Origin of the sequence: Acinetobacter sp. ANC5681 (assembly GCF_023488045.1) — a bacterium.
In the GTDB taxonomy this organism is placed as follows: domain Bacteria; phylum Pseudomonadota; class Gammaproteobacteria; order Pseudomonadales; family Moraxellaceae; genus Acinetobacter.
Map to the genome: position 1 here is coordinate 48,457 of NZ_JAMFKZ010000009.1, position 22,503 is coordinate 70,959.

At 40.0% G+C, this 22,503-nt stretch carries 27 protein-coding genes, 4 tRNA genes and 1 riboswitch; of the genes, 12 read left to right on the top strand and 19 right to left on the bottom strand.

Translation table 11 applies throughout. From position 1 onward, the window contains the following. The first annotated feature begins 12 nt into the window (after positions 1-12). Positions 13-1,746, top strand: a complete 1,734-nt coding sequence (locus M5121_RS07385) for an ABC transporter ATP-binding protein (RefSeq protein ID WP_249570792.1) — start codon at positions 13-15, stop codon at positions 1,744-1,746. Between the two features lie 57 nt (positions 1,747-1,803). On the opposite strand, the gene rluB is transcribed toward M5121_RS07385, so the two are convergent. From rluB to M5121_RS07400, 3 genes are read right to left on the bottom strand one after another with little or no spacing between them, the layout of a single operon-like run. Next, complete coding sequence (gene rluB, locus M5121_RS07390) at positions 1,804-2,754, bottom strand: 23S rRNA pseudouridine(2605) synthase RluB (RefSeq protein ID WP_005217971.1); 951 nt, start codon at positions 2,752-2,754, stop codon at positions 1,804-1,806. Positions 2,755-2,794: 40 nt separating this feature from the next. After that, positions 2,795-3,394, bottom strand: coding sequence for an SMC-Scp complex subunit ScpB (scpB, locus tag M5121_RS07395; protein ID WP_004663573.1), 600 nt, complete (start codon positions 3,392-3,394; stop codon positions 2,795-2,797). After that, a complete protein-coding gene (locus M5121_RS07400; protein WP_249570793.1) occupies positions 3,391-4,185 on the bottom strand; it encodes a segregation and condensation protein A in 795 nt (264 codons plus the stop codon). The genes scpB and M5121_RS07400 overlap by 4 nt, the downstream gene beginning before the upstream one ends. 245 nt (positions 4,186-4,430) lie before the next feature. On the opposite strand from M5121_RS07400, the gene M5121_RS07405 reads away from it, so the two are divergent. Further along, on the top strand, positions 4,431-5,147 hold the full coding sequence (locus tag M5121_RS07405; RefSeq protein ID WP_249570794.1) for a GNAT family N-acetyltransferase: 717 nt from the start codon (positions 4,431-4,433) through the stop codon (positions 5,145-5,147). A 14-nt stretch (positions 5,148-5,161) separates the two neighbouring features. Here the strand turns inward: M5121_RS07405 and M5121_RS07410 are convergent, their stop codons facing one another. Then, on the bottom strand, positions 5,162-5,779 hold the full coding sequence (locus tag M5121_RS07410; protein WP_087544727.1) for an L-threonylcarbamoyladenylate synthase: 618 nt from the start codon (positions 5,777-5,779) through the stop codon (positions 5,162-5,164). Positions 5,780-5,870: 91 nt separating this feature from the next. After that, positions 5,871-6,533: an elongation factor P hydroxylase gene (locus tag M5121_RS07415; protein WP_087544725.1), complete on the bottom strand. Its 663-nt coding sequence runs from the start codon at positions 6,531-6,533 to the stop codon at positions 5,871-5,873. Between the two features lie 95 nt (positions 6,534-6,628). Between M5121_RS07415 and M5121_RS07420 the strand changes: the two genes are divergently transcribed. From M5121_RS07420 to acpP (M5121_RS07445), 6 genes are all read left to right on the top strand, one after another. Next, complete coding sequence (locus tag M5121_RS07420; protein ID WP_004663562.1) at positions 6,629-7,189, top strand: YceD family protein; 561 nt, start codon at positions 6,629-6,631, stop codon at positions 7,187-7,189. A gap of 78 nt (positions 7,190-7,267) precedes the next feature. Further along, positions 7,268-7,453: a 50S ribosomal protein L32 gene (gene rpmF / locus M5121_RS07425; RefSeq protein WP_004638135.1), complete on the top strand. Its 186-nt coding sequence runs from the start codon at positions 7,268-7,270 to the stop codon at positions 7,451-7,453. Positions 7,454-7,649: 196 nt separating this feature from the next. After that, a complete protein-coding gene (gene fabD / locus M5121_RS07430; protein ID WP_249570795.1) occupies positions 7,650-8,642 on the top strand; it encodes an ACP S-malonyltransferase in 993 nt (330 codons plus the stop codon). Beyond that, entirely contained in the window at positions 8,639-9,373 is a 735-nt protein-coding gene (fabG, locus tag M5121_RS07435) for a 3-oxoacyl-ACP reductase FabG (RefSeq protein ID WP_249570796.1), read from the top strand. Before fabD ends, fabG begins: the two co-directional genes overlap by 4 nt. Before the next feature lie 86 nt (positions 9,374-9,459). Continuing rightward, a complete protein-coding gene (acpP, locus tag M5121_RS07440; protein ID WP_005158388.1) occupies positions 9,460-9,696 on the top strand; it encodes an acyl carrier protein in 237 nt (78 codons plus the stop codon). A 185-nt stretch (positions 9,697-9,881) separates the two neighbouring features. Then, complete coding sequence (acpP, locus tag M5121_RS07445; RefSeq protein WP_005158385.1) at positions 9,882-10,124, top strand: acyl carrier protein; 243 nt, start codon at positions 9,882-9,884, stop codon at positions 10,122-10,124. A gap of 159 nt (positions 10,125-10,283) precedes the next feature. Here the strand turns inward: acpP (M5121_RS07445) and M5121_RS07450 are convergent, their stop codons facing one another. Next, positions 10,284-10,832, bottom strand: a complete 549-nt coding sequence (locus tag M5121_RS07450; RefSeq protein ID WP_249570797.1) for a TetR/AcrR family transcriptional regulator — start codon at positions 10,830-10,832, stop codon at positions 10,284-10,286. Positions 10,833-10,908: 76 nt separating this feature from the next. On the opposite strand from M5121_RS07450, the gene M5121_RS07455 reads away from it, so the two are divergent. Both M5121_RS07455 and M5121_RS07460 read left to right on the top strand, forming a co-directional pair. Beyond that, positions 10,909-11,505: a glutathione S-transferase family protein gene (locus M5121_RS07455; protein ID WP_249570798.1), complete on the top strand. Its 597-nt coding sequence runs from the start codon at positions 10,909-10,911 to the stop codon at positions 11,503-11,505. A 10-nt stretch (positions 11,506-11,515) separates the two neighbouring features. Further along, positions 11,516-12,208 carry an SDR family NAD(P)-dependent oxidoreductase gene (locus M5121_RS07460; RefSeq protein ID WP_249570799.1) on the top strand — a complete coding sequence of 231 codons (693 nt, stop codon included), beginning with the start codon at positions 11,516-11,518 and terminating at the stop codon, positions 12,206-12,208. Between the two features lie 57 nt (positions 12,209-12,265). Here the strand turns inward: M5121_RS07460 and M5121_RS07465 are convergent, their stop codons facing one another. Continuing rightward, positions 12,266-13,033, bottom strand: coding sequence for a hydroxymethylpyrimidine/phosphomethylpyrimidine kinase (locus tag M5121_RS07465; RefSeq protein WP_136695440.1), 768 nt, complete (start codon positions 13,031-13,033; stop codon positions 12,266-12,268). Positions 13,034-13,126: 93 nt separating this feature from the next. On the opposite strand from M5121_RS07465, the gene M5121_RS07470 reads away from it, so the two are divergent. Beyond that, complete coding sequence (locus M5121_RS07470) at positions 13,127-13,801, top strand: HAD-IA family hydrolase (protein WP_249570800.1); 675 nt, start codon at positions 13,127-13,129, stop codon at positions 13,799-13,801. Positions 13,802-13,851: 50 nt separating this feature from the next. Here the strand turns inward: M5121_RS07470 and ribB are convergent, their stop codons facing one another. The 12 genes from ribB to M5121_RS07530 all read right to left on the bottom strand — a co-directional run bounded on the left by ribB (position 13,852) and on the right by M5121_RS07530 (position 21,139). After that, positions 13,852-14,511 carry a 3,4-dihydroxy-2-butanone-4-phosphate synthase gene (gene ribB / locus M5121_RS07475; RefSeq protein WP_249570801.1) on the bottom strand — a complete coding sequence of 220 codons (660 nt, stop codon included), beginning with the start codon at positions 14,509-14,511 and terminating at the stop codon, positions 13,852-13,854. A 94-nt stretch (positions 14,512-14,605) separates the two neighbouring features. Beyond that, positions 14,606-14,765: riboswitch (FMN riboswitch) on the bottom strand. A 220-nt stretch (positions 14,766-14,985) separates the two neighbouring features. Beyond that, positions 14,986-15,366: an aspartate 1-decarboxylase gene (gene panD, locus M5121_RS07480; RefSeq protein ID WP_241335088.1), complete on the bottom strand. Its 381-nt coding sequence runs from the start codon at positions 15,364-15,366 to the stop codon at positions 14,986-14,988. 146 nt (positions 15,367-15,512) lie between these two features. Beyond that, positions 15,513-16,094 carry an aminoacyl-tRNA hydrolase gene (pth, locus tag M5121_RS07485; protein WP_241335089.1) on the bottom strand — a complete coding sequence of 194 codons (582 nt, stop codon included), beginning with the start codon at positions 16,092-16,094 and terminating at the stop codon, positions 15,513-15,515. A gap of 19 nt (positions 16,095-16,113) precedes the next feature. Continuing rightward, positions 16,114-16,410 (bottom strand): 50S ribosomal protein L25, encoded by a 297-nt coding sequence (gene rplY / locus M5121_RS07490; RefSeq protein WP_018677862.1) that lies wholly within the window; start codon positions 16,408-16,410, stop codon positions 16,114-16,116. A 97-nt stretch (positions 16,411-16,507) separates the two neighbouring features. Next, positions 16,508-17,461 (bottom strand): ribose-phosphate pyrophosphokinase, encoded by a 954-nt coding sequence (locus tag M5121_RS07495; RefSeq protein ID WP_005056564.1) that lies wholly within the window; start codon positions 17,459-17,461, stop codon positions 16,508-16,510. 100 nt (positions 17,462-17,561) lie between these two features. Then, a tRNA-Gln gene (locus M5121_RS07500) sits at positions 17,562-17,636 on the bottom strand. Between the two features lie 86 nt (positions 17,637-17,722). Then, a tRNA-Gln gene (locus M5121_RS07505) sits at positions 17,723-17,797 on the bottom strand. A gap of 17 nt (positions 17,798-17,814) precedes the next feature. Beyond that, positions 17,815-17,889, bottom strand: a tRNA-Gln gene (locus M5121_RS07510). Between the two features lie 25 nt (positions 17,890-17,914). Continuing rightward, a tRNA-Gln gene (locus M5121_RS07515) sits at positions 17,915-17,989 on the bottom strand. Then, entirely contained in the window at positions 17,988-18,821 is an 834-nt protein-coding gene (gene ispE / locus M5121_RS07520) for a 4-(cytidine 5'-diphospho)-2-C-methyl-D-erythritol kinase (RefSeq protein ID WP_249570802.1), read from the bottom strand. Before ispE ends, M5121_RS07515 begins: the two co-directional genes overlap by 2 nt. Before the next feature lie 13 nt (positions 18,822-18,834). Then, entirely contained in the window at positions 18,835-19,416 is a 582-nt protein-coding gene (gene lolB, locus M5121_RS07525) for a lipoprotein insertase outer membrane protein LolB (protein ID WP_249570803.1), read from the bottom strand. A 4-nt stretch (positions 19,417-19,420) separates the two neighbouring features. Next, on the bottom strand, positions 19,421-21,139 hold the full coding sequence (locus tag M5121_RS07530; RefSeq protein WP_249570804.1) for a tetratricopeptide repeat protein: 1,719 nt from the start codon (positions 21,137-21,139) through the stop codon (positions 19,421-19,423). Between the two features lie 79 nt (positions 21,140-21,218). On the opposite strand from M5121_RS07530, the gene hemA reads away from it, so the two are divergent. Then, positions 21,219-22,502 carry a glutamyl-tRNA reductase gene (hemA, locus tag M5121_RS07535; protein WP_178882750.1) on the top strand — a complete coding sequence of 428 codons (1,284 nt, stop codon included), beginning with the start codon at positions 21,219-21,221 and terminating at the stop codon, positions 22,500-22,502. Position 22,503 lies beyond the last annotated feature (1 nt).

Genomic DNA, 22,503 nt, shown 5'->3' on the forward strand with positions numbered 1-22,503 from the left:
CGGAGAAAAAATATGCAACCTCAAAATGAAACACCGCTATTACAGGTAGACGATCTTCAGATCAGCTTTAAAGGTGAAAATAAACAATGGATCGAAACGGTTAAAGGAATTTCATTTTCAATTCCTAAAAATAAAACCGTGGCTTTGGTCGGTGAGTCGGGCAGTGGTAAATCGGTTACTTCCCTAGCGGTGATGGGTTTATTACCGAAAGGACAAAGTCAAATTGCAGCGCAAAGTCGTATTACTTTTGAGGGTAAGGATTTACTGAATTTATCTGCAAAAGAAATTCGGAAAATCTGTGGTAAGGAAATTGCCATGATTTTCCAAGAGCCGATGTCTTCATTGAATCCTGTATTCACGGTCGGAGATCAGATTGCCGAAGTGCTATGCATTCATTTAGGCATGGGACGCAAGCAGGCCAGAGTACGAGTGCTTGAGTTACTTCGAGAAGTCGGTATCCCTGCACCTGAAACAAAAATAGATGCGTATCCAAGTCAGCTTTCTGGTGGTCAGCAGCAACGGGTGATGATTGCGATGGCAATCGCCTGTGAACCAAAGCTATTGATTGCGGATGAACCAACCACGGCTTTAGATGTCACTATTCAAAAGCAAATCATTGATTTGTTGGAATCATTACGACAACGCCATCAAATGTCGATGCTTTTCATCACGCATGATTTAGCACTGGTTGGCGAAATTGCTGATGAAGTGATCGTAATGCGGCATGGTGAAATCCGTGAATCTGGCGCTGTTGAGCAAGTGTTAGAACAACCGAAAGATGTGTACACTCGTGCTTTGTTGCACTGCCGACCACAACTTTCAACCCGACCATACCGTTTACCTGTGACCAGTGATTTTATGAAGCAGGACGAAAATGGACAATTGATTGAAGCAACCAATTTGTCCGAATTAAATCTGAAACAGCGTGTCCGTGGTTTGTCTGGTGATGAACCGATTGTGCTTGATGTTAAAGATCTGAAAAAGTCGTTTTATAGCCGTAAAGGTTTATGGGGGCGAGAGGAATTTCAGGCGGTCAAAGGTGTATCTTTTCAATTGGCGAAAGGTAAGACTTTGGGTTTGGTCGGTGAATCGGGTTCTGGGAAAACCACCATTGGTCTATTGTTAATGCGTTTGCATGAGGCGACAGGTGGGCAGGTTTTGATTGGTGGCAAAGATATTCTTGCCATGACTGAGAAAGAATTTTCACGGTATCAACGTAAGATTCAAATTATTTTCCAGAACCCTTATGCTTCACTCAATCCACGCTTTACCATCGGGCAGATTTTATTAGAACCGATGCGGATTCATGGCATAGGTCAGAATGATGCTGAGCGCAAAAAGATGGCTTTGGAGTTACTGGAAAAAGTCAGTTTACCTGTAGATGCCTATGACCGTTATCCGCATGAGTTTTCAGGTGGGCAGCGGCAACGGATTGCCATCGCACGCTGTCTGACTTTAAAACCTGAGATTTTGATCTGTGATGAATCCGTTTCTGCCTTAGATGTTTCGGTGCAGGCGCAAGTATTGAATTTATTGCAGGACCTACAGGATGAATTTGGTTTGAGTTATATCTTTATTTCGCATGATTTATCTGTAGTGAAATATATTTCTGATCAGGTAATGGTGATGAATCATGGTGAGTTGGTTGAAATTGCCAATTCGGATGAGTTGTATTTACATCCACAACATGAATATACCAAGAAACTGCTGAATGCGATTCCGCAGGGGGTAAGCCATCATCATTAAAATTCAAGCATAAAAAAACGCTCTAATCAGAGCGTTTTTTCATTTTAAAGCCAAGAATTAGAACTTCTTAAAGCCTTTATTAAAACCAATGGTTTTACGACCATTGTTATTGTTGCCATTACTACTTGGACGTTGCTGTTGCTGTGATTGATCTTGTTCATCATCACGACGTTGCTGACGTAAATAACCACCACGACGTGCAGCCAATGGTTTTTCTGCCATTTTTTCAGTACGACGTTTCGCCATACCAAACAAGCCAGTACCTTGACGTGGTTTTAATTCAACTGATTTCGCTAAGTTGTCGATATCAGTTTTATCTAATTCCATCCAACGACCTGTACGTAATTCACGTGGCAAAATGACAGTGCCATAACGGGTACGTAACAAGCGACTTACTTTTAAGCTTTGTGATTCAAAGATACGACGTACTTCGCGATTACGGCCTTCTTTCACCACAACTTGATACCAACGGTTGATACCTTCACCGCCAATTTCAGAGAATGATTCGAATTTGGCTGGACCATCTTCAAGTTCAACACCTTTCAGCATGTTATTGCGAATTTGTGGCGTGACTTCACCCATCACACGTACCGCATATTCACGCTCAACTTCGTTTGAAGGATGCATCAAACGATTCGCAAGTTCACCATCATTCGTGAATAACAACAAGCCTGTACTGTTAATATCCAGACGCCCCACCATTACCCAGCGATCATTGGCGATTTGTGGTAAATGATCAAATACAGTTGGACGTTTCTCAGGATCATTGCGTGAGCAAATTTCACCCTCTGGTTTATAATAAATGAGAACACGGCGGCGAATTTCATCTTCAACCTGAAACTGAACTTTACGACCATCGATACGGAGTTCATCTGTAGGTTCAATACGTTCACCCACTTGAGCAATTTTTCCATTGATACTGACGCGACCAGCAGCAATGACTTCCTCCATATAGCGACGTGAGCCTAACCCGACTCTCGCTAAAACCTTTTGTAATTTTTCACTCATGACAGCACAACCTTAGACATAATGATCAACAGTTCACCTCTCAAGACTTCGGTGCATGTGCATCGAGTGTCATGAATGCTTCCTTGGCGTTCTGCAGGGGAGGCAATTGACCTAGCGAAGCTAAACCAAATGCATTTAAAAATTGGGGCGTTGTGACTAACAACGCAGGTCTTCCAGGTAAATCTCTAAAACCAGATTCTTTGATCCAGTTCCAGTCAAATAAGTTTCTCAAGATCTGACTATTATTCGATACACCACGAATCTGTTCAATATCAGCACGTGTAACAGGCTGATGGTACGCAATCACGGCGACTGTTTCGAGCAACGAGGGTGACAACTTGGTCGGGCGTTCAGGCCAAACCTGCGCAATAATATTGCGATACTTTGCTCGCACCTGAAAGCGGAACCCTTGAGCCGTCTCAATTAACTCAATTGAACGGCCATGTTGCAACATCGCAAGTTGCTGTAAAAAATGACGTAATTGTTGTTTATTATATTGGTTTTGAAATGCTTCTTTTAATCGTGCAAGTGAAACTGGTGAGTCACTAGCGAACAAAATTGCTTCAATCTGTAATAAGACATCGTGATGAATATCTTCAAGTGACATTCCTTCATTGGTGTCAAATGGATCTAAACTCATGCTGCAATGCCTTGAACTGTTAAAGGAGCTTCAATACCTGTATGGATGATTTGAATTTTTTGCTGGCGCGTGAGTTCAAGCACTGCCATAAAAGTCACCACCATGCCCATACGACCTTGCATAGGATTTAATAATTCCATAAAACTTAATGCTTGACCTGATGCAAGTTGACCTTCAATAAATGCTATACGTTCTTCAAGTAATACGGGTTCCTGTGCAACCACATGGGTAATCGGTTCAGGACGGTTAAAGATACAGAATAATGCATCACGCAGGGCATCGACATCATAACCCTCATAAATTGGAGCAATATGTCCAATACTGACATTGGCACTAAAAGTATCTCTTTCAAAGATTGGCATTTGCCCCAATCGTTCAGCTGCTTGCTTAATACGGAGGTATGTTTCTAAACGATCAATCAATTCTTGTTTAGGATCTTTTTCAAATTGATCAACTAGAGTTGGTTTTGGAAGCAATAATCGTGATTTCAAATCAGCGAGTAGTGCTGCCATCACCATATAATCAGCAGTTAATTCGATATTCAAAGACTTCATACTATCCATATAGGATAAATACTGGGTTGCAATTGGTGAAATATCGAGTTGTAAAAGATCAAAGCCATTTTTCTGAATCAAATAAATCAGAAAGTCTAATGGCCCTTCAAACTGCTCCAGTAAAATTTCAAATGCGGCAGGTGGAATGTACAAATCTTCAGGTATGACTTCTTGCCACTCGTCAAGCACACGAATGGAAGGAATTAATTCCAAGGTCGAAGGAAGAATTTGATTCATTACCGTTTATAAGCCACGCGAATTTTCAAAAGCATGAAAGGATGATTTTTTTGTGTTCAAGAAAGTGACACATGCTACAAGCAAGCCTATTCTAATCGAAATCCTTCATTTAATAAATTACTCACTTACAAAAACCTTAAAGTTCTCAGGGTATTTTCTATACTTATACAAGCGAATATGGATGATATAAAAATCTTATACTTAAATCGGTCATTCAACATCGCATTTCTAAACTATAAGTCACCATGAAAAATTATTTAAAAACACAACGGAATCAGTTCGGACAAACGACAGGTTTTTCGCTTGAAGAAAATGTGACAGCTTCACCCGTGCAGGGAAATATATTTGGACAATACGTTCAGTTGGTTGATGTAGCAGATGGAATTACGAATCAGGTTGCAGAACAGTTATGGAAAGCTGTATCCACAGAACCCGATGAACGATGCTGGACTTATCTGCCTTATTCAGCTCCACAGAGCCAACATAGTTTAAAAGATTCATTAGACAACTTATTCGGTTTTAAAGATTCCACTCATTTTCTAATTCAAGTTGCTGAAGAGATACAAGGTTGGGTTGCATTGTTAAATCCGAGGCTTGGGCATGGCGTGATTGAGATTGGTAATGTTTATTTTTCACATAAAATGAAAAAATCAAAGGCGTCAACTGAAACAATTTTCTTACTGCTAGAACAATGTTTTGCACATGGTTTTAGACGTATTGAATGGAAATGTGATGATTGTAATGCGCCGTCTAAAACTGCTGCTTTACGCTTCGGTTTTCAGTATGAAGGCGTATTTCGCCAAGATTGGATCATAAAAGGACGAAATCGAAATACTGCATGGTTTTCGATTGTTGATGATGAGTGGTCGGAATTAAAAAATGCTTATCAGCAATGGTTAAACCCAGACAATTTTGATTGGCAGGGTATTCAGAAACAGAAGTTGTCTGATTTTTTTGATTGAATAAGGATCAGTGCTTATTCAAAAGCACTGACATCGCCAACGCCACGGCGAACAATCACAGGATTTTCTCCCGATAAATCAACAATACTGGTGGTGGATAAGGTGCCAAAGCCGCTGTCAATAAACACATCAATGCGTTTACCGAGCTGGTTTTCAATATCATAAGGATCATCAAGCGGATCTTTTTGATCAGGCAAGATCAATGTACTGGTGAGTAACGGTTCGCCAAGTTCTTGTAATAAAGCTTGTGCAACAGGATTACTTGGAATACGCAGACCAATGGTTTTTTTCTTTGGGTGCATTAAGCGTTTTGGCACTTCACTGGTAGCAGGTAAAATAAATGTGGTAATAGCAGGGGTATTGGCTTTTAACAATCTATACATCGCATTATCAACTTTTGCATAAGTTGCAATATCAGATAAATCACAACACATAATTGCATATTGATGTTTAGGACCTAAGCCACGAATCTGAGCTATTCGCTCCATCGCACTTTTATTCCCAATCTGACAACCAATCGCATAGGCTGCATCAGTTGGATAAACCACCACATCACCCGCACGAATACGTTCAACCGCCTGAGTGATTAAGCGAGCCTGTGGATTTTCAGGATGAATATGTAAATGTAACATTATTATTGTAACTCCCTGATCTTTATGGCTGAATTAAGTATGAAACTTGTTCTAGTAAAGATGCAAGTCCTAGATGTGTTAATTTTGTCATTCAATCAAGTAATTCACGTTTAAATTCATTTAGTTGTAATGGTAAGCCATTACGGGTACAAACACAGATATAGTGAATAAAAAGTGCAGCATCTCGTGGCAAAGTGGCTTCACCTGAAAAATAACGTTGTACTTGAGCAAAAACATTATCTTTAAATTGTGTCCCATTGCCGCTATCACCCGTTAGATTATCTAAAGAGACACGAAACTTTCGACCAAAGGCTGTTGCAAATAACCATTCAATGGCTTGAGGCTTAATTTCAACTTGTTCAAATAAAGCTTGCTGTTCTGCAGTACGACCATCGGGTGCATACCAATAACCTAAATCAGGTAAAAGACGTCGCTTCTCACCAGAAATAGACCAGTGGCTAATTTCATGCAGGGCACTGTTAAAAAAACCATGTGCAAACTGGATTTTTGCAGGCTGTTGATTTATCGCTGGGAAATATTCTGGTTCAAAATCACCTTTAACAAGCGTGACATTATGGTGGGAAAACCAATCATTAAAGTGTAAAATAAGCCAATCAACCTGTTCTGGTTCTGTTGTTAACGTTTTCCAAGATGAGCGTTGCACTTGATCTGGTGTTAACATAGGAGCAGTGATTGAATGGGGGCTAACAAGTGATGAAGTTGTTACTTCAAGTTGCGGCTGCAACAGATGCATTGCTGTGTTACCACGAGTTCTGTCTAAAGAAGTGCAAAATTGTATCTTAATCTTTGACAGAGTACCGATGAATTTGTAGAATTGCCGCCTTAATTATGTCAGCAAATACTTTTCCAAGCCAAATCGAGCCATTTAAATGGGCTGAACAGGGCTATACATGGTCAGGAACACTGCCATTGTCTCGCTTTGCTCGTATTGCTCGAGAAGCTGTTGGTTCAATTGATGATCAATTGATCAACATAGACTGTAAGCTATCAATGGATGCCTATCATCGCATTGTATGGTTAGATGGACATATTGATACTAAAGTTCCAATGGAATGCCAACGTTGTTTGGGATCTGTTGAAATTGAATTAGTCTCAGAATTTCATTTAGCTTTAATTGATGATGAGTCACTGATAGAGCGATTGGATGAGGATGCTGATTTCATCGTTTTAGGTGAAAGTGAATCGTCAAAAAAAGGGAGTATTGATACACCTGCTTCGATTGATTTACTCGCATTACTAGAAGATGAATTGTTATTGTTGATGCCTTTGTCTCCCAAACATGATGTTTGTGAGCATAAACATCAACCTGTCGTTCAGGATGTTGTCGAAGAAAAGCGGGATAACCCGTTTGATGTTTTGGCAAGTTTGAAAGGCAAACTTAACTCATAACACAATTTGTGTTATCATGTTGAGTTAAGACAACTGAATTTGTTCTGATCCATTTTTCGATCTTTGTAAGGAGCCATCATGGCCGTTCAGCAAAACCGTAAAAGTCGCTCTCGCCGTGACATGCGCCGTTCACATGACGCTTTAACCGAGAATGCATTATCTGTAGACCAAACTACTGGTGAAACTCATCGTCGTCACCACGTGACTAAAGACGGTATTTACCGTGGTCGTCAATTATTCGCTAAAGCAGCTGATGCTGAATAATTGAGTTATATGCATTAAGCGTTAGCTTAAAGTATAAAAAAATGGGAGCGAAAGCTCCCTTTTTTGTTGTTTTTCGCAATTAAAAAACGATTTAATCAATGGTAAATTGCCGCATCGGAAAAGAGTCTGTTGTCATTCTCATGTAGAATCATGAGTGTTGATAAAACTGGCGATAGACCATTTTAAGGATTTTTATATGTCGACTAAGCGACTTGAGCAGGCTGCTCAAGCAACAAAAACAGCATTTGTTTTTCCTGGTCAGGGTTCACAAAAAGTAGGGATGCTGGCTGAGCTTGCAGAGCAGTTTAGTGTCGTTCGAGATACCTTTGCAGAAGCATCAGCAGCACTTGGTTTTGATCTTTGGCAGATTGCCCAAAGTGGTGAGGGTTTAGATCAAACTGAAAATACTCAACCAGTTTTGCTAACAGCAAGTATTGCCTTATGGCGTGTATGGTTAGAGTTAGGGGGTATAGCACCGAAATACTTGGCTGGGCATTCTTTGGGAGAATATAGTGCGCTTGTTGCAGCAGAGGCAATGACTCTAGCTGACGCTGTTAAATTAGTCCATTTACGCGGAAAATTGATGCAGAGTGCTGTTCCTCAAGGTACAGGCGCAATGGCTGCAATTCTTGGTTTAGCCGATGAGAAAGTGATCGAGCTTTGCCAAAAAGTGAATGCATCTGCGGCAGGCCAAGGTTCGGTTGAAGCGGCGAATTATAATGCGCAAGGTCAGGTGGTGATTGCAGGCAGTACAGCTTTGGTTCAGCAAGTTATGGCTGAAGCAAAAGAGCAATCTGGTAAAGCGATTGCATTGCCTGTTTCTGTTCCGTCACATTGTACCTTGATGAAACCAGCAGCAGAAAAGTTTGCTGAAGCTTTGGAACAAACTGCCATTGAGCTACCACACCTTCCTGTAATACAAAATGTCAACGCGGAAATTGCGACAGATGTTGCTCAGTTACGTCAGGCATTAACGGCTCAGTTATACCAGTCAGTTCAATGGACACGTACGATGCAGTATCTACAAGATCAAGGTATCCAGTACGTGGTTGAATGTGGACCAGGTACAGTACTCAGCAATCTTGCCAAGCGATTACCGAACATAGAAAAAGCATTTGCGATTGATAGCAAAGCACGTATGGAAGATGCCCTAAACGCAGTGTTAGTGGCTGAAGGAAAAATTGCATGACACAACAACGAAAAGTTGCGTTAGTGACAGGAGCAAGCCGAGGTATTGGCGCAGCAATTGCACAGCAACTCATTCAAGACGGTTTTTTTGTAGTTGGTACCGCGACTTCTGAATCAGGCGCGCAAAAACTCACAGAAAGTTTTGCTGAACATGGAGCAGGTGCTGTACTCGATGTTCGTGATGGCACAGCGATTGATGCACTTGTCTCAGACATTGAACAAAAATATGGTTCAGTGTTGGTATTGGTCAACAATGCAGGCATTACCAAAGATAATTTGCTACTTCGCATGTCTGAAGATGATTGGGATGACATTCTCAACATTCACCTGAAAGCTGTTTATCGCTTGTCTAAGCGTGTGCTTAAAGGTATGACGAAAGCACGTTTTGGTCGCATTATTAATATTAGTTCAGTGGTTGCACATTTTGCCAACCCTGGACAAGCCAACTACTCGGCAGCAAAAGCAGGGATTGAAGCATTCGGTCGTAGCTTAGCCAAAGAGATGGGTAGTCGTCAGATTACAGTGAACAGTGTTGCACCTGGTTTCATTGCCACTGAAATGACTGATCAGTTAAGCGAAGATGTTCGTAAAAAAATGAGTGATCAAGTAGCTTTAAATCGTCTAGGTGAACCTCAAGATATTGCGAATGCAGTGAGTTTCCTTGCTAGCGATAAGGCTAGTTACATTACTGGTACAGTTTTACACGTAAATGGTGGTTTATACATGGCCTAAGTGGCGATGTATAAACTTTTAAAAAATTTTATATTCAATTAAACTAGTGGCAAATTAAAACGCCACAAGCAATGAGGAGAATTCCTGTGAGCGATATCGAACAACGTATCAAACATGCAGTAGCTGAACAATTAGGTATTCGTGCTGAAGAGATTAAAAACGAAGCATCTTTCATGGATGATTTGGGTGCTGACTCTTTAGATCTAGTTGAATTAGTTATGTCTTTTGAAAATGATTTTGATATCACCATCCCTGATGAAGATTCAAATGAAATCACGACTGTTCAATCTGCAATTGATTATGTAAGTAAAAAACTTGGCTAATCATTTTTTATGATCAAAAGCCACCGCAAGGTGGCTTTTTTATGTGTTCAACTTTCGCTTGAGAGGATTTATACATATTTTTACAAGAAAAAGTAAACTCTGAATATGAAAAGAGTTTATTTAGGCGTATAAAATTTATGCTATTTAAAATAATTTATGGAACCATAACAACAAAAGGGAATTTTATGAATATAGCAAAACGTGTTAAAGAGATCATCATTGAGCAACTTCGTGTAGATGAAGACACGGTTTTGCCTAATGCATCTTTTACAGATGATTTAGGCGCTGACTCATTAGCTGTAGTTGAGCTTATTATGGCTTTGGAAGGAGAATTTGGTATTCAAATTCCATATGAAGAGGCAGAGAAAATTATCACAGTTCGATCTGCAATTGATTATATGGCGAATATTGTGGGAGAAGATGCGTAAATTGCATGATGCTTTGAGCTGATCGAAAGCAGCATAGAGTCATTTTTTGTGGTTCTCTATGAAGAATTAACTTAAAAATATACATAGATTCACAAGACGTATTTAAGATGATAATTGCGTCAAGTCAAGAAGGCGCGCTATGCGCCTTTTTTATAGAATTCAAATATTACTTAATAATTGTTTAGGTAGTTTATCCATCAGTTGTAAAAAAGGTGTTGAGCTTTGTAATGCTCTAGATAAGATTAAAGCCCCTTGAATGCGTATCACGGTATCTTGTGCCCGTTCTAAAGCTTGATCCTCTGTCATTCCTGCATCTTGTAAAACGAGTGCAATGTTTTCAATCAATCTTAAAAAGACGGGTTGGATTTGAGGTAAGAATATTTGGTGAGCTTCACTCAAGGTCAAAACTGCCAAAATGCATGCCACATGACCATTTTCATACACCTGTTTCAATGAATTTGTTAAAGCTTCTAAACGTTCAATGGGTAGGGTACTGCTTTGTAGATGAATAAAAATATTGTCTTCGCGCCATTGTTCTAAATAGCTCAAAACTTCTTGTGCCATTTGTTGTTTTCCATTTGGAAAATGATGGTACAAACTGGCTTTACCTAGACCTGTACGTTCTGAGATTTTAGATAAAGATGCACCTTCATAGCCGTATTCTCTAAAAATACTTAACAAAGATCGAATCAATGTTGGTTTATCCATAAAAAATTACTCAGATCACTTGTTTTTGTACCGATCGTTCGGTACAGTGAAACTATAACCACAAAAGAAGATGACAATGAAACTTTATAATACTGTAATCTCAGGAAATTGTTACAAAATCAGATTATTACTTTCATTTTTGAATTTGGACTATGAACAAATCTCCGTAAATTTACTTCATCAAGAACAAAAAACGGCAGAGTTTCTAAAGCTCAATCCTTTAGGGCAGATTCCTGTTTTAGAGGATCAGGGGAGATATATTCATGATTCACAGGCAATTTTATGCTATCTAGCCAAAACATATGATGCTCATCAACTTTGGTTTCCACAAGAAACAATCACAATGACACGTATTTTAGAGTGGTTGTTTTTTGCCAACCAAAGAATTGCTTCTAGTTTATCGGCAGTTCGGGCATTTCATTTGATCAAGAAACCGAACATTGATATCGAGAATGCCACTGTGATGTCACATGCATCATTAGCAGTGGTGAATCAGCATTTAAAAACAAGACATTGGTTGGTTGGTGAATCAGCTACGATTGCAGACATTGCCTGTTATCCCTACATCGCTTTAGCGCATCAAGGAAACATTGAATTAGATCAATATCCAGATGTTCAAGCTTGGCTAACACGTTTCCAACAATTACCACATTTTATTGAATTAGATGAATAATAGGTTGATGATGAAAAAAGTGGTTATCACTGGAGCAAGTCAAGGGATCGGGCAGGCAATTGCCCAGAAATTCTTAGATCAGCATTATGAAGTGCATAATATTTCTCGCCAAGTACCACAATATACCCATGCTCATTTACATCATTGGCAAGCGGATATGTTGCAATATAAGCAACTTAAAAGTGTTATGGAGCAGATCGGACGATTTGATATTCTGATTAATAATGCAGGTTATATGAATACACTCACAGCAAGTTCATATACGTGGGATGAGCTGTATAACATTATGAATGTGAATTTGATTCATACCATGCAATTGAGTATAGATGTGGCTGAGAATATGTTTAAAACACAGCAATCTGGGCGCATCATTAGTATTGCATCAATTGCAGGGCAAATTGGACATCCTGATATTTGGTATGGAATTTCAAAAGCAGGGTTGATAAATGGGATGCGTAGTTTAGCTCGAAGTCATGCCCAATATCATATTCAAACCTTTAGCATCGCACCTGGTCCTGTTGAAACTCAGATGATGCAAAAGATTCCGATTGAGAGACAGAAACGTTTAAAAGAAGCCACGTTGAATCAGCAATTTTGCCAAGCACAAGAAATTGCAGATATGGCATTTTGGTTAGCAGATGCTGCCCCCAATTGTTTAAGTGGTGAAGTTTTTGATTTGAATAATGGTGTGAACTATCGTTAGTGTATCTTGAGCAAATGAATAGAAATCTGCAGATTTCTATTCATTACCACTAAAGTATTAAAAGCGTTTTGGAACCTTTTGCCCATTGGGTACAGGTGTCTCAGCCTGTTTTAATACACCAAATAACCATGTTTCTGCATGTTGAACGGCAATTTTGAGTGAATCTCCCTGAGCTAAGCGCCCCGCAGTAAAACTTGCCAAAGAACAGCCAGAACCATGATATTGCCCCTCTAGGCGTGGGCAACGGCTTTCCGCAATCATTTTGCCATCAGCATAAAGGACATTGCGAATATGGTCAGGTGTATCTTCATGTCCACCTTTGACCAATACCGCTTTTGCACCCATTTCAAATAATTTTTGAGTGGCTTGCTCAATATCATCAATACCTGTTAAGGCTCTTAGTTCAACGGTATTGGGGGTGATCACGGTTGCCAATGGAATTAATTCAACAAATGCTTTGACTAAAGTGGCTTGGTCACCCAATGAACCCCCGCTATTTGCCACTAAAACTGGATCAAGCACATATAGATAATCTGGATGCTGACGTAAAAACTCAGCTAAGGCTGCGATATTATCTGTCGTGCCTAACATGCCAGATTTCACACATTTAATGGGTAAATCACCCACTACCGCATTTGCTTGAGCAAGTAGTAACTCTTTTGATGTTGCTTCAAAACCAAAGACTTGTTGCGAGTTTTGAATGGTTAAAGCAGTACAAGCAATTGCTGCATGTGCGCCACTTTGCCCAATTGCTTCAATATCTGCTTGTAAGCCAGCACCGCCCGATGGATCTAAACCTGAAAAACATAGTACGGTAGGACGCACAGCCATTTCCTTTTATTCTCTCATTTAGGCTAGTATATGGGAGTTTCGAGAAACTCTCGACTATGTTATGTAAGGCTTTAAGAGATTGAACGAATGACGATCAAAAATATTCTGATTGATTTAGATGGGACTTTAACTGACCCCAAAGCGGGTATTCATCGCTCAATTCGTTATGCTTTAGAAAAACTGGGTCATCCTTTAGCCGATGAGGTTGATTTGGATTGGACGATTGGACCTCCGTTGAAAGCCTCATTAGCGAAGTTATTAAATACTCACGATGATGCTCTCGCTGAGCAGGCATTGGCGGCATATCGCGAGCGTTTTTCAGTGACTGGCTTATTTGAAAATGAAGTCTATGCAACAGTCGTAGAAACGTTGCAACAGTTACAAGTACAAGGTTATCAATTATTTTTAGCGACAGCAAAACCGACTGTTTATGCGAAACGCATTCTGGCTCATTTTGAATTAGATCAATATTTTACTGAAATGTATGGTAGTGAATTAACAGGTGAACGTACCAATAAAGCTGATTTGATTGCTTATATTCTGGAAAAAGAGCAGTTGGATGCACGGCAATGTATCATGGTGGGCGATCGCCAATATGATGTGATTGGTGCGCGTGCCAATGGTATTGAAACCATTGCTGTAAATTATGGTTATGGAACAGCAGATGAATTAGTTCAGGCACAACCGATTGCCCAAATCTCACAATTCAGCCAATTGATCAGCAAAGTTGATGAACTTAATGTGGAACGAAAAGTTTCATAACCATTGAAGTGATGGAAAGCCTCGATGATTCGAGGCTTTTTATTCTTTGATTAGAGATTATGCTTCAAGCGATATTGAACTAATTCTTCAATACTAATGAGTGTTAAACCATGTGTTTGAGCATAAGCCAAAACTTGAATACCTGATGCCATAGAACCATCAGGATTAGTCAATTCACATAATACGCCTGATGGTTTTAAGCCAGCCAAGCGAGCTAAATCAATGGTTCCTTCGGTATGTCCACGGCGAGTTAATACGCCACCATCACGTGCGCGTAATGGAAATACATGACCTGGGCGACTGAGGTCACTTGCAATAGCACCATCTTTAGTGGCAGCTAAAACTGTTGTTACGCGATCTTTAGCAGACACACCTGTCGTAACGCCTTGAGCTGCTTCGATCGTTACCGTGAATGCTGTTTTAAATTGGCTAGAATTGTCGACCACCATTGGTGGGAGTTCTAGATGATCTGCCAATTCTTCTGTCAGGCATAAGCACACAATACCAGAACCATCACGAATCATTCGTGCCATGGTTTCGACAGTGAGTGTTTCAGCAGCAATAATTAAGTCGGCTTCATTTTCGCGGTCAAAATCATCCATTACCAATACTGGTTTGCCTTGGCGGATGTCTTCTAAAGCTTGTTGAATACGTTGTTCAGCAGGAGAAAGGGCTGAAAAGAAAAGTTCGGGTTGAATTAAACTCGACATAATGAAACGCTCTCGTAAATAGGATACGGTTGAACATTCCAGGACTGATGTAAAAATAAGCGCGCACCAAAACGAACCAAAGTTGTTCTGGTAGTTTCGTCTTCTTTCATCCGGACTATACCGTCGGCTTTGGCATCTCACCAAATCTGCGAGTATATAAATATATATATACAGGCTCGTGGGCTGATTAGGTCGGTGATGATCAAAGCCTAACTTACCACCGGTGGGGAATTTCACCCCGCCCTGAAGCGATGTGTTCCGATTATAGCTAGATTTTTGAGAGGAAAGGGAACTATTTATGAAATGGATCGTTCTATTGAAATATGAATTTAAGCAAATGAAGTTTCGGCTTTGTCGTGGGGAAGTCATTGTTTTTTTAAATTGTTTTGATGAGTTCTATTCAGCATTTGGTATTGACCCAGCCATAAAAAAAGCCAGTTCATATTGACTGACTTTTTAGGAATTTTTTACTGCTTATGCGATTTGTACAGGAATACAGTTTGCTGTGTGATTCACGGTATTATCTGGATTTGCATAAACTAAACGTGGTTTATGAAGGTCTGCTTCTACTTCAGTGAAATCACCAAAAGTTGCAATAATGACTAAATCACCCACATCAGCTTGGTGCGCTGCGCCACCATTGACTGAAATGATACCAGAATCTTCTTCACCACGAATTGCATAAGTTGTGAAGCGTTTGCCGTTCGTTACGTTCCATACGTGGATTTCTTCGTATTCACGAATCCCTGCTAAGTCCATTAATACACCATCAATTGCACAAGAACCTTCGTAATGAAGTTCTGCATGAGTGACAACTGCACGGTGAATTTTACATTTTAATAAACGAGATAGCATGGCTAGCGTCTCCTGAGTAAGACCTAAGATGAATATCTTATTGGTTGACTTGTCACGTTTCCCGCTGGCGATAGGCGGTTTGATGCGCATTTTGCGCTTAAAAATGCAATATGGCAAGCGTGATTGATCAACAATTCAGTTTAAATTTAAGCGGGTTTGTATGCGTTAATTTGATTCATTGCCTGTGAAACTTGTCCGTCAACAAGCATTTTCACTTTGGATAAGGCATGATCAATGGCTGCATCCATTAAAGCTTGTTCACTGCTAGGAGCTTTGCCAAGCACATGACCAGAAACACGTTCTTTAGAACCTGGGTGTCCAATTCCGATGCGTAAGCGATGGAAATTAGCACCAATATGCGGAACGATGTCACGAAGACCATTATGTCCGCCGTGTCCGCCACCCGTTTTTAAACGAATAACGCCAGGGTCCATATCCAGTTCATCATGAGCAATTAAAATTGCTTCAGGTGCAACTTGATAGAATTTGGCAAATGGTACGACACTTTGACCAGAACGGTTCATAAAAGTGGTAGGTAAGAGTAAACGTACATCATGGCCTTCAATTTGACCACGACCACTGTATCCATGAAATTTTGGATCAGCTTTTAAGGAAATGCCATAACGATCAGCAAGCTGTTCAACAAACCAAAAGCCTGCATTATGGCGGGTTTGGGCATATTCCTTTCCAGGATTACCCAAACCAACAATTAGCGAAATATCTGACACTAATTTATGCCTTTAACACTTATGCGCGTTTGAAGTCAGCGTGCATAGGTGTGTTTTTAGCTGGGTGACGTTGTAACGCTTGGATTTTAACGTTTTCAACTTTGTCACCGATTTGGATTTCGATTACTTCTTCGAAGAAAGCATTATTTTCTAAAGCTTTAACGATTTGACGAAGTTCTAAAGTAATTGTTACAGGCTCAGCGCTACCACCATAGATGATTGCTGGAATTTGTGCTGCGTGACGAAGGCGGCGGCTCGCACCTTTCCCTTGTAGAGCAGCTTCACGTGCTTGAGCATTTAATACGAAGTTTGCCATGGGCATATCCTCATTGAGATTTAAGAGACTAAACTTGCGACCAGTTTAGTGATAGAAAACCCCTAGCGGGCTAGGGGTTAAGAAAAAAGCTGGGCTATTATAGATAACTATCGAACATTGCGCTAATAGATTCTTCGTTATTGATACGACGAATTGTTTCAGCAACCATGCTTGCAACAGAAACTTGGCGAATTTTACCTAAGTTTAATGCTTCATCTGAAAGAGGAATTGTGTCGGTGACAACAAGTTCATCAATGACAGAATTTCGAAGGTTATCAAGTGCTTTACCCGATAAAACAGGATGCGTTGCATAAGCAATGACACGACGAGCACCAAATTGTTTCAGTGCATCAGCAGCTTTACATAGCGTACCTGCCGTATCAACCATGTCATCGACAATGACACAATCACGATCTTTTACATCACCAATCAAATGCATCACTTGTGATTCATTTGCTTTTTGGCGACGTTTATCAATAATCGCTAAATCGATATCACCTAATTGTTTTGCAACAGCACGTGCACGAACAACACCACCAACGTCAGGTGAAACCACCATAAGGTTGTCATGTTGTTGTTGACGTAGGTCTGCCAATAACGCAGGCGTACCATAGATGTTGTCAACTGGAATATCGAAGAAACCTTGAATTTGGTCTGCGTGCAAGTCAATCATGACAACGCGATCAATACCAACAGTTGTAAGCATATCTGCAACAACTTTCGCAGTAATCGGTACGCGAGCTGAACGTGGACGACGATCTTGGCGTGCATAACCGAAATACGGAATGACTGCGGTGATACGACCAGCACTTGCACGACGCAATGCATCAGCCATAACCAAGATTTCCATCAGGTTATCATTGGTTGGCGCACAAGTAGATTGAACGATAAAAACGTCTTTACCACGAACATTTTCAGTAATTTCAACTGAAATTTCACCATCAGAAAACTTGCTTACAGAAGCAGCACCGAGTGGAATATGTAAATGGCTTACGACTTTTTGGGCGAACTGTGGATGAGCACTTCCACTGAAAACGACAAGATTGGGCATGAAGCACCTGAGCGAGGGTTAAGCGAAGCAATGCTTCGACCGAGCGCAAGGGAAAAATTTTTAATTTTTCCAACGGGTAATTTGGAAACAATCTATTATATGGCAGGGGCGGCTGGATTCGAACCAACGGATGCCGAGATCAAAACCCGGTGCCTTACCACTTGGCGACGCCCCTAATGCGGCAGAACTTTAATCGTTTTGCATGATAATGTCAATATATTTGAACAAATACCGATGAAAAACAAGTCTGTCTAAAAGAAATGGCAGGGGCGGCTGGATTCGAACCAACGGATGCCGAGATCAAAACCCGGTGCCTTACCACTTGGCGACGCCCCTAATTTGATAATATGTAATGGCAGGGGCGGCTGGATTCGAACCAACGGATGGCGAGATCAAAACCCGCTGCCTTACCACTTGGCGACGCCCCTATTACATACATCTACAGGTGAAAATTGGCAGGGGCGGCTGGATTCGAACCAACGGATGGCGAGATCAAAACCCGCTGCCTTACCACTTGGCGACGCCCCTAACGTGTAACTTTGAAATGTCTTAAAGGTGATTTTGCTAAACTGTTGACCAAGTAAGCTTTACAAGGTGCGTTTTGCAAAATCTTCTTCGTATCCATTTCACTGGTTACTTCAGTAAAAACACAAGCACCTGTACCTGTAAGCTTTGCTAGACCAAATTGATCTAAATATTGCATTGCTTCTTCTACTTCAGGATATAACTGTCGAGCCAATGGCTCAAAGTTATTTCCAAAGCTAGAAGGTTCTAACTGATAGGCGCAAAATGTAGTGATCTTAGAATCTCTTGTCAATGTTTTTTGTGAAAAAAGTGATTGAGTGCTGATAAAACAATCAGGTTTTAAAATTATGAATTGTTTTTGAGCTAAGTCTATGAATGATAAATGTTCACCTATGCCTTCTGCCCATGCATTTCGACCAAAAATAAAGATAGGCACATCTGCACCCAGTTGCATACCATAATCAGCGAGTTGCTGTTCATTTAAACCGCATTGCCACAGTTGATTGAGTACAATGAGTGTAGTGGCTGCATTAGATGAACCGCCGCCAAGACCAGCACCCATCGGAATATTTTTCTCGATTTGAATATTTAACCCACATGGTTCTTTTGCATGGGGTTTGAGTAATTGTGCTGCACGATAGATTAAGTTTTGTTCAAGAGCAACCTCGTTTAAGCCTTCAATATGAATCATTCCATCCTCAATTGGCTCAAAAGTCATCCAATCATATAAATCAATCAGTTGAAAAATAGTTTGTAATTCATGATAACCATTGTCTCTACGACCAGTGATGTGCAGAAATAAATTCAATTTAGCAGGGGAAGGTACTCTAATCATAAAAGAATCTAATCTATCGGTTTTGAATCACCATTGTAATACAGTTTTCTTTATCGTCAGCAAGTGCTTGCTTCAACAAAAGTTTATTTGGAAGGATTTGCTTATCGTTATAGCTGAAATCAACAGTCCAGCCATCTTCAATGAGCTGTTTCAAGCGATTTTGTTCGTCTTTGCTCGCTTGAGCATTTTGCGTCGCAGGCTTCGCTTGTACCCAGTAGGCAAGGTGCATAATCGGTGCCTGCCAACCTGTTGCTTTTTCTAATAATTCTTCAGGTGTAGCTGCCGTAATCAGACCTGTTTTGGCGCTATTTAAGGTGACTTGACCTGGTTTGCCTTCAATTTGGGTTTTCCCAACACCTAAAATTCCAGTCAGTTCAATATCAAATTGATCTTGTTGTTGAACCCATGTAAAAAAAGCACTGCCAGACTGTTGTGGTGTACGTACACCTATTTTACCTTGTAAGCTAAAGTTATTTTCATCTTGCACTTGTGGTGAAGCAATTATCTTATTTGGTTGGCTTAGATGTTGGCAGCCTGTTAATACTAGGACACTACTGCTACATATCGCGACACATAATTTTGAAAACAAGCGCATGTATTTAACTCTTTTTTACAGTGATAGGTAAGATTAAGCTATCAAGTTGTTGTAATTGTGGGGCATTTGCATGTTTTTGTTTCAATTGCTGTAACACCTCACTAAATTGTGTGAGTGCGCCTTGCATATACAGCGCTTTAGCATAGCGAACTCCAATATTGATATTTTGGCTAATTGAATAGGCTTGTCCCAAGACTTTGGTTGCAGTATCAAAATCATTTTGTAGAAAAGCGATATAGCCCAATGTATCAAGAATAGAGGCTTGTTCAGGTGCAAAGTTGAGCGCTAGTTCTGCATATTTGCGCGCTTCTTTTAGGCGACGATTTTGCAATGCTAAGGTATAGGCATAAGCGTTTAAATAGGTCGGGCTATTGGGTTCAATAATTAAAAGTTGCTTCAAAGTTTTATCTAATTTATCCCGATCGGTATAAGGATCCAGCAATAATACTTCTGCATAAATCAGTTCAGGATCATCGGGTAAGCTCTTAATCGCTTCATCTAGCAATACTAAAGCTGCTTTTTTATTATCCATCTTTTTCAAAATATCAGCTTGAGCTTGATAGAGGAAACTTGCATGTTGTGGATAATTCACCCGTTCTTGTGTAAGAAAGCGTAAAGCATCATTTAATTGCCCTTGCTTTTCGAAAATAGTGACCATATTGCGTCGAGACACAATATATAAGCTGCCATCCACGAGCCGATAATATGCTTTTGCGGTTTCATAATGTTGTTTGCGCTGTGCATTGATTGCAAGATAGTAATAAGCTTCATTCTGATATTTTGCTGAAGAACGCAATTCAACTAAATATTGTTCAGTTTTTTCGTATTGTTTTAAATCAATACTGGTTAAGCCGGCAATAAATAAGGCTTCTTCAGTTTTTGGATAATCTTTGATAATACTTTCAAGCTTATCTAATGCTTGCTGTTGTTGATTGATTTGAATGTAATAGCGAGCTTCAGCTAATCGTATATCAATATTGCTTTTATTTTTTCGACTGGCTTGTGCAAACCACTTTTGTGTTTCAGCATCGTCGCGTAAAGCCATTAATAGATTGGCTTTCATCAGAATGAAACTGGTCGATTTTGAACGTTTACGTAAGGCTTTATTGATATTATTTAATGCTTGCTCATATAAGCCATCTTGCGCTTCTAATCCAGCGATTAAAGCCAAGATAGATGGGTTTTCACGTTCTTTACTGGTACGTAAGGCATTTAATAAAATTTCACGATCTTGTGCTTGTTCGGGTGCAATCCCTGCCAAAATTTGTTCGAGATCAGCAGTTGGGTCAATATTTAAGATCTTATCTAATGTTTTAGCTGCCAATTCATATTCATGAGTTTTCAGGGCAATATGTGATAAGTAAAATAAAGCAGGAACATCTTTGGGTTCTTGTTCTACCCAATGTGTTGCAATATCTAATGCAGATTGAAAATCGTTATATTCTAGGGCGACATCTAAAGCACGCTGTTTGATTGTGGTTGAATTACTTCGAATTGCCAGCACTGTATAATTGTGTAATGCAGTTGCAATATCATCATAAGCAAGAGAAAATTCAGCAACCATACTTTGTTGTAATGCGTTGTCAAAGCTTTTATCTGCATACATGTCGTGTATTGCTTGTGCAGAGACATACGAGCTCATGCTACCTAACAACAAGATTGTGGTAGAATACCGTCGAATCGTCTTGCCGCTAAAAAGGGTACGGCGATATAGCTGACGCAATTTTTATTGATCCAAAGTAATGCTTTTTATGACACCGATGTTGCACAATAACATAAATTTAGCGAAATGATGATCTGATATGTCTTTCTTTGCATTGGGTGTCAACCATCAAACAGCTTCTGTTGAACTTCGTGAACAAATCGCTTTCAATGCAGAGCGATTAGCTGCGCTATTGCTTGAACAAAATAAACATTCAGCTTTGAATGATTTAGTTGTTGTATCAACTTGTAATCGCACTGAAGTTTATGCCATGACAGAAGATGCTGATAGTGTTCTGACTTGGTTAGCCCAAGTGAATAATATTGATGTAAAACAGTTAATTCATCATGTTTATCGTTACGAAAATGCCCAAGCTGTTACACATTTGATGCGTGTTGCAAGTGGTTTAGACTCTTTGATGTTGGGTGAGCCACAAATTTTAGGACAAGTCAAAAGTGCTTTGGCTTTATCTAAAGATGCACAAACTGTGTCGCCAGAACTGAATAGTGTTTTTGAATATGCTTTTTATGCAGCGAAACGTGTTCGTTCAGAAACCTCTGTAGGTAGCCATGCTGTTTCAATGGGTTATGCAGTTGCTCAGTTAGCATTGCAAGTCTTTAGTCGCCCTGAAAAGTTAACGGTTATGGTAGTTGCCGCAGGTGAAATGAATAGTTTGGTTGCTAAGCATTTAGCGGAAATGGGTGTGGCAAAAATTCTAATTTGTAACCGTAGCCGTGAGCGTGCTGATTTACTGGCACAAGAAATTGCTCATCAAGTTGAGGTTGAAATTATTCCTTTTGCTGAACTTGCCCAGAATTTATATAGAGCAGATGTTGTCTCGAGCTGTACAGGAAGTTTACATCAAGTTATTCAATATTCAGATGTTAAAGCCGCACTTAAAAAGCGTCGCTATCAGCAAATGTTGATGGTCGATTTGGCTGTTCCACGTGATATTGATCCGAAAGTTGAATCATTAGATAACGTGTATTTATATGGTGTGGATGATTTACAAAGTGTGATTGATGAAAATTTAGCGCAACGTCGTCAGGCGGCTGTTGAGGCTGAAATTATGGTGAATCAATTGGCTACTCAATTGATGACCCAACAAAAAGTGAAAGAGGCGAGTAGCACCATTCAAGCTTATCGTCAGCACAGTGAAGAAGTCAGCCAAAAAGAGTTGGCACATGCATTAGAGTTATTGCAACATGGTCATGCCGCAGAACAGGTGATGCAGGAGTTTGCTCATCGCCTATCACAGAAACTTATGCACCCAACTTCTATTTTATTAAGAGAAGCTGCTAAAGCTGAAAATCCAGATTATTTTGAATGGTTACAGCAACATCTAAAGGATGTGTTTGAGCATGAGCGTAAACCGAGACAGTAAC